Source organism: Herbidospora solisilvae, assembly GCF_009901565.1.
GTDB lineage: Bacteria > Actinomycetota > Actinomycetes > Streptosporangiales > Streptosporangiaceae > Herbidospora > Herbidospora solisilvae.
Genome location: NZ_WXEW01000004.1, coordinates 658,595 through 671,746 on the forward strand (window position 1 = coordinate 658,595; position 13,152 = coordinate 671,746).

The window sequence follows — 13,152 nt, forward strand, 5'->3', positions numbered from 1 at the left end:
ATGCGCACCCTCACCGCCTTACTGCTCCTCGTCGTGCTCGTCGTCGTTCCCGCGCCGACGGCCCAGGCCGCGCCGCCGGTGGAGTTCGACAAGACCCTGCTCGCCGACGGCCTGGACATGCCGACGGCCTTCCGGTTCGCGCCGGACGGCCGCATCCTCATCGGCGAGAAGAACGGCGCCATCCGCCTCATCAAGAACGGCGTGCTCCAGACGGCGCCGATGATCACCCTGCCCACCGCGAACGCCGACGAGCGCGGCCTGCTCGGGCTGGAGCTCGACCCCGACTTCGCCACCAACCACCACGTCTACGTCGCCTACACCCGCAGCGACAACTTCAACCGGCTGAGCCGCTTCACCGTCACCGGCGACACCATCGCGGCGGCCTCGGAGCTGGTGCTCATCCAGTCGAACCAGCAGTCGAACGTGTTCCACCACGGCGGCGAGCTGCGCTTCCTCCCGGACGGCAAGTTGTACTGGTCGCTCGGGATGAACACCTACAACCCCAACTCGCAGAACCTCGGCACGCCCCACGGCAAGATCCTGCGCGTCAACAAGGACGGCACGATCCCGCCCGACAACCCGTTCGCGGCCACCCCGGGAGCCGAGCGCTCCATCTGGGCCTACGGCCTGCGCAACCCGTTCCGCTGGGACGTGGTGCCGGACGGCCCCAACGCCGGGAAGATCCTCACCGGCGACGTCGGCGGCTCGGAGTGGGAGGAGATCAACCTCATCGAGAAGGGCGCCAACTACGGCTGGCCCCTCGCGGAGGGCTTCTGCGCCGGATGCGGCTACGCCAACCCCGTCCACACCTACCCGCACACCGCTCCCCCGGCCGCGGCCGGGTCGGTGACCTCGCTGGAGATCTACACCGGCGGGACGTTCCCTGCGGAGTACGACAACGCGGTCTTCTTCGCCGACTACACGCTCGGGTTCATCAAGTACCTGAAGATGGACGAGGAGTTCAAGAGCGTCATCTCGGTCAACGACTTCGACCTGAACGCCGGCACGCCGGTGCAGCTCTCGACCGGCCCCGACGGGAACCTCTACCAGCTCAACATCTACCCGGGCGCCTTTTACAAGATCGCCCCCTCGGGCGGCAACCGCGCGCCGGTGGCCAAGGCGACCGCGACTCCCTCCGACGGCCTCGGGCCGCTGGAGGTGCACTTCTCGTCGCTCGGGTCGGGCGACCCCGACGAGGGCGACGACGTGACGTACCTGTGGGACTTCAGGGACGGCACCACCTCGACCGAGCCGGGCCCGACGCACACGTACACGACCAACGGCGTCTACGACGTCACGCTGACCGTCAGCGACGGCGCGAAGTCGACGCAGGCGACGGTCAAGGTCACCGTCGGCAACCGGCGGCCGACCGGCACGATCACCGCCCCGGTCTCGCTGTCCACGTATGACGCCGGCGACGTCATCACCTACGCGGCCACCGGCACCGACCCCGAAGACGGCACGCTCCCCGCCTCGGCGTTCTCGTGGTCGGTGGTCTTCCACCACGCCGACCACGTGCACCCGTTCCTCGGGCCGGTCAACGGCGTGCGCGGCGGCACGTTCACGATCCCGCGCGTCGCCGACAACGTGGCCACGACGTGGTACCGCGTGCAGCTCACGGTGACCGACGCGGGCGGGCTCCAGCACACGTCGTTCGTCGACGTGAAACCCAACCTGGTCGAGCTGACCTTCACCTCCGATCCGCTCGGGCCGACGTACACGGTGGACGGCGTGCCGTTCACCGGGACCAAGGTCGAGCAGGCGGTCGTGGGGGTCGAGCGGGTGCTGAGCGCCCCGGCGACCCAGTTCCACAACGGGAAGCAGTACGCCTGGCAGGGCTGGTCCGACGAGGGCGAGATCACCCACACGATCGTCACGCCCGGCGAGGACACCGTCTACGCGGCCGACTTCCTCGAACTCACCCAGCCGCCCGCGCCGTGGGCCAGCGCCGACATCGGCCCGCGCACCGTCGCCGGGACGACCTACTACGACGCCGGCTCGTTCACGATCAAGGGCGGCGGCAACGACGTCTGGGACCAGACCGACGAGTTCCGGTACGTCTTCCAGCCGCTCCAGGGCGACGGCACGATCATCGCCAGACTCACCGAGCAGACCGACACCCACCCGTGGGCCAAGGCCGGCGTCATGATCAAGGAGTCGGCCACCCCGATGGCGAAGTACGCCGCCGTGGCGCTGACCCCCGAGAACGGCATGCACTTCCAGTACGACTTCCAGGGCGACGGCGGCGGCTACCCGTCGCTGGGCGGCTGGATGAAGCTCACCAGGACCGGCGACGTCTTCACCGCCTTCCGCTCCGCGGACGGCGTCGTGTGGACGGCGATCGGCACCACCACCCTGCCCATGGCCGCCCAGGCGACCATCGGCCTGTGGGTCAGCTCCCACGACATGACCGCCCTGAGCGCGGCGACGTTCGAGAACGTCCAGGTCACGCAGGGCTCGACGGTCGGCCCGGTGCCCGCGCCGTGGACCCGCGCGGACGTCGACGGCGCCACCCCCGCCGGTTCGGCGACCTACGACTCGGCGAACGGGACCTTCACCGTCAACGGCGGCGGCACCGACGTGTGGGCCGACACCGAGGAGCACTCGTTCCTCAACCGCCCGCTGACCGGCGACGGCTCGATCACCGCCCGCATAACCTCGCAGTCGGAGACCGCGCCGTGGGCCAAGGCGGGCCTGATGATCAAGGGCCCGGAGTCGTACGCCGACCTGTTCGTCACCCCCGAGAACGGCATGCACTTCCAGACCTCCGACCCGTCGTCGGTGGTCGGCGGCCCGTTCACGTTCCCCGACGCGTGGGCCCGCCTGACCCGCGAAGGCGACGTGATCAAGGCGTACCGCTCGCCCGACGGGGAGAACTGGATCCTGGTCGGCCAGCACACCCTGCCCGGCCTGCCGGAGACGGTGGCGGCGGGCATGTTCGTCACCGCCCACCGCGACGGCACCGTCCTCGGCACGGCCACCTTCGACCACGTGACGTTCGAGTCGGCCGACGACCCCGGCCTGCCGGCGTTGTGGACCGGCGGTGACGTGGGCGCCCCGGTGCTGCCCGGCTCCTCCGGGGAACTCGGCGGCGTGTTCAGCATCACGGCGGGCGGCGACGACGTCTGGGGCACCACCGACCAGATGCACTTCGTGCGCCGCCCGCTCACCGGCGACGGCACCATCGTCGCCCGCGTGAACTCGCTGACCCGGGCCGAGGCGTGGACGAAGGCCGGAGTCATGTTCAAGGAGACCTCGGTCTCCGGTTCCCCGTACGCCGCCCTGCTGCTGAGCGCCGACCACGGCGTCCACCTGCAGACAACTGGGGAACAGGACGTCACCGGGACCGACCTCGACCCCCCGGGCGTGTGGCTGAAGCTGGTCCGCGCCGGGAACACGTTCACCGCCTTCGACTCCGGCGACGGCGTGACGTGGACCCGCGTCGGCGCCCGCACGGTGACGATGGCCGCCGCCGCCCAGGTCGGCCTGTTCGCCGTCTCCCACGACGGCAGCCAGACGACCACGGCGACGTTCTCGGACGTGACGGTGACCCCCGCCAACACGACCGGCCTGCCCGCCGGATGGAACTCCGTCGACGTCGGCGGTCCCGCCCTGGCGGGCACGGCCAGCGTCAACGGCCGGACCTTCACGATCTCCGGCGCGGGCGGCGACGTGTGGGGCACTGCCGACCAGATGCACTACGTCTACCGCGACCTCCCGGCGAACGGCACGATCGTGGCCCGCGTGATCAGCCAGGAGAACACCGACGACTGGGCGAAGTCGGGCCTGATGATCAAGTCCGCCGCGACGGCGCTCTCCCCCTACAGCGGGGTGTTCCTGACCCCGGCGCACGGCATCCACCAGCAGGCGAACTTCAATTCCGATGCGGACGGCGGAGCCGCCACGGCACCCGTGTGGTTGCGGGTGTCCCGGGTGGGGTCGACGGTGACCACCTACCGGTCGGCGAACGGCGAGGACTGGACGGCGATCGGCACGGCGACCCTCGCCGGGCCGGCGACGATCGGGCTCTTCGTCTGCTCCCATGAGGCGGGACAGCTCAACACGACGGTCTTCGACCAGGTGCTGGTGAGCTGAACCGCTCGTCATATGGCCGGGCGTCTCCCCACGGGAGGCGCCCGGCCCCTTTCGTGACGGCGCGGGAACGCGGCGCTGACCTGCGGATTCCGTAGTTTTCTGGCATGCGAGTTCTCGTCACTGGAGGAGCCGGGTTCATCGGCTCGCACATCGTCGCCGCCCTCACCGCCGCCGGGCACGAGCCGGTCGTGTACGACGCCCTGCTGCCCGCCGCCCATCCCCGTGAGCCGGAGATCCCGGACGCCGAGTTCGTCCGTGGCGACGTGCGCGACGCCGCGGCGCTGGAGACGGCCCTGCGCGGGGTCGGCGCGGTCTGCCACCAGGCCGCGATGGTCGGGCTCGGCGCCGACTTCGGGGACGCGCCCGACTACGTGTCGTGCAACGACCACGGCACCGCCGTGCTCCTGGCGGCCATGGCGCGCCAGGGGGTGTCGCGGCTGGTCCAGGCCGGGTCGATGGTCGTCTACGGCGAGGGCCGCTACGTCTGCCCCGGCCACGGCGTCGTGCGGCCCGGGCCCCGGGACGTCGCCGACCTCGACGCGGGGCGGTTCGAGCCGCGCTGCCCCCTCTGCGGCGCGGAGATGGCGCCCGGCCTGGTCACCGAGGACGCCCCGGTCGACCCGCGCAACGTCTACGCCACCACCAAGCTCGCCCAGGAGCATCTCGCCGCCGCGTGGGCGCGGGCGACCGGCGGGCGGGCGGTGTCGCTGCGCTACCACAACGTCTACGGGCCCGGCATGCCGCGCGACACCCCCTACGCGGGGGTGGCGTCGTTCTTCCGGTCGGCGCTGGAGCGCGGCGAGGCGCCCCGGGTGTTCGAGGACGGCGGGCAGCGCCGTGACTTCGTGCACGTCAGAGACGTCGCCATGGCGAACCTGGCCGCACTGGACGTGGTCGGGGACCTGCCCGAGGGGCGGCACACCGCCTACAACGCCGGGAGCGGCCACCCCCACACCGTCGGCGAGATGGCGACCGCGCTGGCGACCGCGTTCGGCGGCCCGATGCCGGTCGTGACCGGCGAATACCGGCTGGGCGACGTGCGGCACATCACGGCCGACTCCGCGCGGCTCCGCCGTGACCTGGGCTGGAAGCCCTCGGTGGAGTTCGGCGACGGGGTGATGGAGTTCGCGCACGCCCCCCTCAGGTCATGAGCGCGCATAACCCGCGTTGCGCGGAGATCCACCGGGGCCGGTCCTTCCTACGGTGGCAGGGTGATCGAAACAACCGTGGACGTCGTGCTGCCCTGCCTGAACGAGGCCGAAGCCCTGCCGTGGGTGCTGGAGCGCGTCCCGCCGGGCTGGCGGGCGCTGGTCGTGGACAACGGCTCGACCGACGGGTCGGCGGAGCTCGCCCGCTCGCTCGGCGCGACCGTGGTGCACGAGTCCCGGCGCGGGTTCGGTGCGGCCTGCCACGCCGGGCTGCTGGCGGCCGAGGCCGACGTCGTCTGCTTCTGCGACTGTGACGCCTCGCTCGATCCGGGGCTGCTGACGGAGTTCGTCCAGCTGCTGCGCGGCGGGGACGACCTGGTGCTGGGGCGGCGGCGGCCGCAGTCGCGCGGGGCGTGGCCGGTGCACGCGCGGGCCGGGAACTGGGCGCTGTCGAAGATGGTGCGGCGGCGGACCGGCCTGCGCCTGCACGACCTGGGGCCGCTGCGCGCCGCCCGGCGGGAGGCGCTGCTCAAGCTCGACCTCACCGACCGGCGCAGCGGCTATCCGCTCCAGATGGTGGTCCGGGCGGCCGACGCGGGGTGGCGGGTGCGCGAGATCGACGTGCCCTATCTGCCGCGAAGCGGGAGATCCAAGGTCACCGGCACCTGGATCGGAACGTTCCAGGCGGTTCGCGACATGCGGCGGGTGCTGGGCGAATGACGACGCTTCTCGTGATCGCCAAGGAGCCCGTGCCGGGACGGGTGAAGACCCGGCTCACCCCGCCCTTCACCCCGGTCGAGGCCGCCGCGCTGGCCGAGGCGGCGCTGGCCGACACCCTCGCCGCGGCGCTGCGCACCCCCGCCGACCGGCACGTCCTGGTCTTGGCCGGGTCTCCCGGAGACTGGCTGCCCGCCGGTTTCGAGATCCGGCCCCAGTGCGGCGGCGGCCTGGACGAGCGCCTGGCCGCCGCGTTCGCCGCCTGCGCCGGCCCGGCCCTGCTCATCGGCATGGACACCCCACACGTCACCCCTGACCTGCTCGAACCGGCCCTGGACTTCGGCCGGCACGACGCCTGGTTCGGCCCCGCCGACGACGGCGGCTTCTGGGCGCTCGGCCTCGGAGATCCCGATCCGGCGCTGCTGCTCGGCGTGCCCATGTCGGTCGCCGAGACCGGCGCCGTCCAGCTCGCCCGGCTGCGCGACAAGGGCCTGCGGGTCGGCGGGCTGCCGGCCCTGCGCGACGTCGACACGGCGGCCGACGCCCGCGTGGTGGCCGAGCAGGCGCCGTGCACCCTCTTCGCCGAGCTGCACGCCCGGCTCCGGACGCCCGCCCGATGACGGCGGCTCGCCGCACGCCCATCGGAGCGGCAACGACACCTGACGAGACGTCGAGGCCCGGCACGGTGAGACGCACCGTCGCCCTGCTGGCCGCCCTGGTCGCCGCGCTGGCCCTCACCGTCACCCGGACCGGGCAACTGGCCGACCCCGCCGGGCTGATCGGCTGGTACGCGGTCTGCTGGGCGCTGTTCGCGGCGGCGGCATGGTCGCTGCGGCGGGTGCCGCCGAAGAAGGCGGCCGTGCTGGTGGTGGCGGGCGGGCTCGCGGTGGGCACGGTGGGGCTGCTGGAGCCGCCGCGCACCAGCACCGACTCCTACCGCTACGCCTGGGACGGGCGGGTGCAGGCCGCCGGGATCTCCCCCTACGACCACCCGCCGATCGCCGAGGAACTGGCCGGACTGCGCGACGACTGGTTGTTCACCGACGGGCCGATCTGCCGGACGGCCTACATGTCGTGGTTGTGGGGCGGCGGCTGCACCCGCATCAACCGGCCGCGTGTGCCGACCATCTATCCCCCGGTGTCGGAGGCCTACTTCCTGGCCGTGCACACCCTGTCTCCGCCGGGGTCCCGTCACAAGCCGTTGCAGGTGGGCGGCCTGCTGCTGGCCACGGCGACGACGCTGCTGCTGGTGCGGCAGGCCGGCGCCAAAGCCTGCCTGTGGGCGTGGTGCCCGGCGGTGCCGATCGAGGCGGTCAACAACGCCCACGCCGACGTGCTGGCGGTCTTCCTGGCGGTGGCGGCGCTCGCCCTGGTGGCGCGGCGGCGTGCCGCCGGAGGGGCGCTGCTCGGCGGGGCCGTCGCCGCGAAGTTCTTTCCCGCCGTCCTGCTGCCCGGCGCGCTGTCGGGGGTACGCCGCCCGCGCGACGCCATGGCCGTCCTGGTGCCGGCCGCCCTCGTGGTGGTCCTCGCCTATCTGCCGTACGTGCTGGCCTCGGAGGCGTCGGTGTTCGGCTACCTGGGCGGGTACGCGTCCGAGGAGGGCTACTCGACCGGGTCCGACGGGCGGTACGGGCTGGTCCGGCTGCTGGTGCCCGACGCCTGGGCGCTGCCGGTGGTCGTGCTGGCGATGGGGGCCGTGGCGGCGTACACGATCAGGAAGGGGGATCCGGCGCGGCCCTGGCAGGGCGGGCTGGTCGTGACCGGGACCGCGTTCCTGCTGCTCACGCCCGGCTACTCCTGGTATGCCCTGCTGCTCGTCGCCCTGGTCGCCCTCGACGGGCGCTGGGAATGGCTCGGCGTGGCCGCCGCGGGGGCGGTCGCCTACGTGACCGGGCTGGGCACGATCGCCTACGCGCTGGCGGCGCTGGGAGTGCTGGCGGGCTGGGCGGTGCGGACGTCGGCCCGCACCGCCCCGGCCCTCGCCTACTGAGCCAGCGCCTCGCGCAGCGTGACGGGCGGGCGGCCGATCAGCTTCGCCAGGTCGTCGCCCGACGTCGCCAGGTTGCCCCCAGCGATCCCGAGGTCGATGCCGACCACGAAGTCGGCGACGTGGCCGGGCAGCCCGGCGCCCGTGAGGACCTCGCGGTACTGCTCGCCGGTCAGCGGCGTGTACCCGACCGGTTTCCCGGAGACCTCGGTGACCAGCTCGGTCAGGCCGGCCAGTGTGAACACCTCGGCGGCCAGTTCGTAGACGCCCTTGTCCGGCTCGCCGGTGAGCACCGCCGCGGCGGCGTCGGCGAGGTCGGCGCGGGCCGCCGCGCCGATCGGACCGTCACCGGCCGCCCCCGCGACCCCGTGTTCCAGGTAGGCGGGCAGCTGGGCGGTGTAGACCTCGTAGTAGAACCCGTTGCGCAGGAAGACCGGCCGCAGCCCCGAGTCGGTCAGCAGCTTCTCGGTGGCCCGGTGGTCTTCGGCCAGGTCCATCGTGGAGGTGGCGGCGTTCAGGATGCTCGTGTACGCCACCAGCTCCACCCCCGCGTCGACGGCGGCGGCCACGACGTTGGCGTGCTGCGCCTGCCGCCGTCCCGGCTCCGACCCCGACACGAACAGCAGCCGCGATGCCCCGGCGAAGGCCTCGCGCAATGCGCCGGCGTCCTCGTAGTCGGCCCTGCGGATCTCCACGCCCAGGTCGGCGGCCTTCTCGATCTGGCGTCCGGTGCCCCGGATCTCCCCGGCGGGCACCCCGCGGCGCAGCAGGCTCTCGATGGCGAGCCGTCCGAAGGGTCCGGTGGCGCCGGTGACGACGTAGGTCATCTCGCTCCCTCTCATTACGATGTAACGGGGGCAACAGGGCAGGTCAGGTCATGCTTCCCGATCGATAGGGGGCACCTTGAAGTGCAGTACTCACCTGGAGGATAGTGAGCAGGTGGACAGCCTGAGAGACTGCGCGAGCCGCCAGGTGCTCGACCGGATCGGCGACGCGTGGAGCGTGCTGATCGTGACCCAGCTGCGGGCCGGCCCGCTGCGCTTCACCGAACTGGCCCGGAAAATGGACGGCGTCACCCCGAAGATGCTCACCCAGACGCTGCGCGGCCTCGAACGCGACGGCCTGGTGACCCGGACCGTCCACGCGGTGGTGCCGCCCCGGGTCGACTACGAATTGACCCCGCTCGGGCGCAGCCTCGAAGGCGTGGTCGACGCCATCACGGCGTGGGCCGACTCGCACATCGGCGACGTCCTGGCCGCCCGCGGCTCCTACGACTCGAAGGCGTCGACGGCGAAGAACCGGTCGTGACCACCGCATCCCGAGGGGATGTCGGCGCCCGCGAGCCACGAACCGCCCTGCTTGAAGGTGTCGCCGTCGAGGATCTCGCCCTTGCCCGGGACCCGCACGCCGCGCCGCCCGTCCGCCGCGCGGACGGGCGTGGTGTCCTTCGGCCAGACCGGGACGACGGTCGTGTCACGGGTGACGGCGACGAGGCACGACTCCTTCTCCAGCCACGTCAGCCGGGCCTTCAGCGAGCCGAGATTCGACGATTCCAGGTCGTGGACGACAATCGCCGGATCAGCGCCGATATGACAGAAGAACGACGTACACGAAAGCGCTGAATTCGGGCGCTGCACCGGCACTTCAACGGCGGAATCAGCGGCACTACAGGCCGAAACGCCCATTACACCGGCGAATACCGCGATTAGTGTCGGCCTCATTGGTAGCGCCTCCCGCTGCTCGATTAGCGCCACCTTAACGGGCGGTCCGCCGAACGCGGCCGAATTCGAAACTGTCATTGGCGAAGAATCCGTCATGCCGGCCTCGACGTCCGGCCGAGCCCTCGTCGCCGCCCGCGCCAAAGGTCTCAATTCCATCATTCAGCGTCAAACCGACGCGGGCCCTGCTTACGCTCTGTCCGCAGCTGATGGAGCTCACGGCGAGGGGCGACGGAGTCCATGAGTCCTTCGGGGGACGCAGAGCTCGGCACCAGAGAGGGCGCACGCGACGGCTCCGACGCCCGGGTCGCCGCCGTGATCGCCCTGCTCGGCATCCTCCCCGAGATCGCGCTGGCGGTGACCGGCGCCGAACTCGCGGCCCGCTGGTTCGTCCGGATCGCCATCGGCGTCATCCTGGTCGCGGCGGTCTACCGTCCGGTGCGCGACCGGTGGCGGCGCAGGGCCGCCCGGCTTCCGCGCTGGTGGCCGCGCGGAGAGGGGTCCAGCAGGTCGCGGCGGCTGATCGCCCGGGTGTGGCCGTCGGTGCGGATGGGCGCGGCGGGCGTCGTGGCCGGGGGCATGGTGCTGGCGCTGGCGCAGACGGCGCCCGCCGGCGGGCGGCTCTTCCAGGCCTACTTCGGGTCGTGCCCGATGCCGCGCGAGCTCGTGCTGAGCGTGCCGTCGTACGACGTCCCGGCGTTCGGCCTGCTCGCGCGGGAGTTCACCGACGACCGGGCCGTGAACCGGTGCGCCGAGACCCGGCTGAAGGTCGTCGCCTCACCACCGGTCACCGGTCTCCTGACCGCGCTGCGCAACGGCTGGCGCACCCCCGACGGCGTCCGGCTGATCGGCCCCCGCCCCGACCTGGTCGTCGTCGAGAGCCGGGACATCGCCGATCTGCTCGTCGAGGGCGGCGTGGTCGCCGAGGACGTCGGCCAGGTCGGACACGCGGAGATCGCGGTGGGCATTCCGGAGACGCTGCGCAATCAGGTCGAGCGCGAGACCGGCGGCGTCTCGCTCGATTCGGTGCTCCGGTTCTACGCCGGCCCGGGCCGGAACTTCGCCCGGCCCGATCCGCTCATCACCGGTATCGGGCTGACGGCCACGGCCGGGCTGAACGCGCGCCGCGTCTTCCCGAATGCCGAGGCGGCCGAGGACAGGATGCGGGAACTGCCGGAGGAGATGGGCGACGCCTTCTGGAAGGACCAGTCGGATCCCGTTTCCCTGTTGTGCAATCTGCAGCGCGACTACGAATCGCGGCGCAACAGCCTGCTGCGCCGATCCGCGTTCATGCTGCCGCGCCACATCATGGAGGACTACAACAACCGGACCGGCCAGATCTGCCCGGGCGGCGACCAGAATCGCGGCCGGTTGTGGATTCCCGACATTCCGTCCCTGGCCGTGCTCGACTACCGGGCGATCCGGCCGGCCTGGCCCGACCGCGAGAGCGCCGGGAGGAACGCGGCCGTCCGCGAACTGGCCGGGTGGTTGCGGTCGCGGGTGGCCACGCCCAGTCCCGGGGCGGGCCCCGCGCCGGGCGGCGGCGCGCTGGCCGCGACGATGGCGGCGATCGGGCGACGGGAGCAGCGGCTCGACCTGGCCCTGGTGCTCGACGGGTCGGGCTCGATGCAGCGGCACCTGCCGGTGACGGTGCGGTCGGTCGGCGAGATCGTCGACGCCCTCCGGCCCACCGACCGGATCTCGGTGGACATCGCACGCCGACCGTCCAGAGACGGCCGCCCGCAGATCTACAACGCCTATCCCTCCGACCTCGCCGGCTCACAGGGCGACCAGATCGTCGGCTACCTGGGACAGTGGACGCCGCGCGACTGGGACCTCGACGCGGCCTCGACCATCGCGGCCATGGGGAACCGGCCCATGGACGTCATGGTGATCGTGACCGACACCAGCCCGGGGAAGCAGGCCGACCTCCGCCGCATCACCGCCGAGGTCGTCGAGCAGGCGACCGGCAAACCGAGCGACGCCCCGGTCTACATCGTCAACGTCGGCGACACCGCCTGCCCGCCCGCCCTGCGGTCCGGCGAGGGCGCCGTCTTCTGCGTGGACGCCGCCGCCTTCGACGTCACCACGGCCCTCGACCGCCTCAGGGAGCTCCGATGACCCGCCGCAGGCATCCCGTGTGGCCGTTCGTCATCGGCTTCACGCTGACCGTCGCCTTCAGCGCGGCGACGTCGCTCGTGAACCAGGCCCCGGCCACCGGCTGCCCGGGGAACGCCGACGAGATCACCGTGGCCGCGGGCTACGACGACAGCATGGACCGCACCCAGCGCGGCGTGGTCAGCGCGTGGAACGACCGCGGCCACACGGCCCGGTACGTCGAGATCTCCCGCATCCCCGACGAGGCCCGCGCCGAGATGGCCGCCACCGACCAGGACGGCGCGTGCCCCTACGACGTCCTGATCCTCGACGTCGCCCACCTCGCCGAGTTCGTCGCCAACGGCTACGCCTCCCCCGTCGAACTCCCCCACCAGGCCTTCATGGCCAAGTCCGTCGCCGCCGGCCGGATCGACGGGACGCAGTACGGCGTCCCGTTCGCCGCCGACGTGCCGCTCGCCTACTCGATCGGCGCGACCGACACGCTGGTGTCGCGGATCTGGGGCGAGGGAACGTCCGGCGGGAAGCCGCCGGGCAGGGCGCTGACCCAGCTCGACGACTACGAGGGCGCGATGGTCAACCTCGTGGAGGCGATCGGCCCGGAGATCGTGCCGCTGCTGTCCGACCCCGGCGACATGCCCGGCGGCGCCGACCTGCGTGAGGTCGTGGCGCCCCGCCTGGAGGCGTGGCGGGAGGCGCTGAAGACCGGCCTGATCGACGGCGGCTCGCTGGACCACTCCGAGAGCGACACCCTGCGCGCCTTCCGCAGCGCCCGCCCGTCGGCCCCGATGGTCATGCGCCACTGGCCGTCGGTGTTCCGCTCGCTCTGGCTCGACAGCCGGTTCCGCGACGCCGACGGCGAGCTCACCTTCTCCTACCGGCCGCTCCCCCGGGGCGGCGTCCTCGGCGGTTCGGTGCTGGTCATCTCCCCCAAGACCCGCAACCGGGCCGCCGCGGAGCGCCTGGTCGAACACCTGACGACGCCGGCGGTCCAGGCGAGGCTGTTCGCCTGCGGCAGCTACGCGCCGGTGCTCGCCGCCGCCTACGAGGTGCGCGAGTACGAGACCCGCCAGTTCACCGAGGCCCTCACGTGCCTGCGCGGCGACGCCGAGGAGCCGGAGAGTCTCGTCGCGGAGTTCGGCGACTTCGCCCTGACCGTCCGCCGCGCGATGGACGGGGCCCTGCTGCGCCCCCAGGTCCCCTACTACAGCCGCCTGAGCGAGGTGTTCCGCGCCTGCGCGCTGACCGTATTGCGCTCGGCCGCCCCACGTGAGGCCGCCTTCTACGACGAGTTCGCCGACCGCCTCCGGGCCGCGGCGGCGGGCCGGCTGCCCGGCGACGGCTCGGCCTGCGGCTGAATGGGCGATCATGA

At 72.5% G+C, this 13,152-nt stretch carries 10 protein-coding genes; 8 read left to right on the top strand and 2 right to left on the bottom strand.

Annotated features, from left to right (window positions below):
* The 5 genes from GT755_RS16400 (at position 1) to GT755_RS16420 (ending at position 7,950) form a co-directional block, all read left to right on the top strand.
* Complete coding sequence (locus GT755_RS16400) at positions 1 to 4,095, top strand: PQQ-dependent sugar dehydrogenase (RefSeq protein ID WP_161480545.1); 4,095 nt, start codon at positions 1 to 3, stop codon at positions 4,093 to 4,095.
* Positions 4,096 to 4,199: 104 nt separating this feature from the next.
* Positions 4,200 to 5,246, top strand: a complete 1,047-nt coding sequence (locus GT755_RS16405; RefSeq protein ID WP_161480546.1) for an NAD-dependent epimerase/dehydratase family protein — start codon at positions 4,200 to 4,202, stop codon at positions 5,244 to 5,246.
* 60 nt (positions 5,247 to 5,306) lie between these two features.
* Positions 5,307 to 5,963 (top strand): glycosyltransferase family 2 protein, encoded by a 657-nt coding sequence (locus GT755_RS16410; protein WP_328794366.1) that lies wholly within the window; start codon positions 5,307 to 5,309, stop codon positions 5,961 to 5,963.
* Positions 5,960 to 6,580, top strand: coding sequence for a TIGR04282 family arsenosugar biosynthesis glycosyltransferase (locus GT755_RS16415; protein WP_161480547.1), 621 nt, complete (start codon positions 5,960 to 5,962; stop codon positions 6,578 to 6,580). Before GT755_RS16410 ends, GT755_RS16415 begins: the two co-directional genes overlap by 4 nt.
* Positions 6,581 to 6,645: 65 nt before the next feature.
* Positions 6,646 to 7,950, top strand: a complete 1,305-nt coding sequence (locus GT755_RS16420; protein ID WP_202610059.1) for a glycosyltransferase 87 family protein — start codon at positions 6,646 to 6,648, stop codon at positions 7,948 to 7,950.
* On the opposite strand, the gene GT755_RS16425 is transcribed toward GT755_RS16420, so the two are convergent.
* Positions 7,944 to 8,774: an NAD(P)H-binding protein gene (locus GT755_RS16425; protein WP_161480549.1), complete on the bottom strand. Its 831-nt coding sequence runs from the start codon at positions 8,772 to 8,774 to the stop codon at positions 7,944 to 7,946. The genes GT755_RS16420 and GT755_RS16425 overlap by 7 nt on opposite strands.
* Before the next feature lie 112 nt (positions 8,775 to 8,886).
* Between GT755_RS16425 and GT755_RS16430 the strand changes: the two genes are divergently transcribed.
* Positions 8,887 to 9,255 (top strand): winged helix-turn-helix transcriptional regulator, encoded by a 369-nt coding sequence (locus GT755_RS16430; RefSeq protein ID WP_328794367.1) that lies wholly within the window; start codon positions 8,887 to 8,889, stop codon positions 9,253 to 9,255.
* Here the strand turns inward: GT755_RS16430 and GT755_RS16435 are convergent.
* Positions 9,216 to 9,746, bottom strand: coding sequence for a hypothetical protein (locus GT755_RS16435; RefSeq protein ID WP_161480551.1), 531 nt, complete (start codon positions 9,744 to 9,746; stop codon positions 9,216 to 9,218). The genes GT755_RS16430 and GT755_RS16435 overlap by 40 nt on opposite strands.
* A gap of 159 nt (positions 9,747 to 9,905) precedes the next feature.
* Between GT755_RS16435 and GT755_RS16440 the strand changes: the two genes are divergently transcribed.
* Together GT755_RS16440 and GT755_RS16445 are read left to right on the top strand one after the other, a co-directional pair.
* Positions 9,906 to 11,786 (top strand): vWA domain-containing protein, encoded by a 1,881-nt coding sequence (locus GT755_RS16440; protein WP_161480552.1) that lies wholly within the window; start codon positions 9,906 to 9,908, stop codon positions 11,784 to 11,786.
* Positions 11,783 to 13,138, top strand: coding sequence for an extracellular solute-binding protein (locus tag GT755_RS16445; RefSeq protein ID WP_161480553.1), 1,356 nt, complete (start codon positions 11,783 to 11,785; stop codon positions 13,136 to 13,138). The genes GT755_RS16440 and GT755_RS16445 overlap by 4 nt, the downstream gene beginning before the upstream one ends.
* Positions 13,139 to 13,152: the final 14 nt, after the last annotated feature.

Coding starts and splice junctions, on each gene's coding strand:
- GT755_RS16425 (WP_161480549.1), bottom strand. CDS start 8,774: ATGACCTACGTCGTCACCGGCGCCACCGGACCCTTCGGACGGCTCGCC.
- GT755_RS16405 (WP_161480546.1), top strand. CDS start 4,200: ATGCGAGTTCTCGTCACTGGAGGAGCCGGGTTCATCGGCTCGCACATC.
- GT755_RS16440 (WP_161480552.1), top strand. CDS start 9,906: ATGAGTCCTTCGGGGGACGCAGAGCTCGGCACCAGAGAGGGCGCACGC.
- GT755_RS16415 (WP_161480547.1), top strand. CDS start 5,960: ATGACGACGCTTCTCGTGATCGCCAAGGAGCCCGTGCCGGGACGGGTG.
- GT755_RS16445 (WP_161480553.1), top strand. CDS start 11,783: ATGACCCGCCGCAGGCATCCCGTGTGGCCGTTCGTCATCGGCTTCACG.
- GT755_RS16435 (WP_161480551.1), bottom strand. CDS start 9,746: ATGACAGTTTCGAATTCGGCCGCGTTCGGCGGACCGCCCGTTAAGGTG.
- GT755_RS16400 (WP_161480545.1), top strand. CDS start 1: ATGCGCACCCTCACCGCCTTACTGCTCCTCGTCGTGCTCGTCGTCGTT.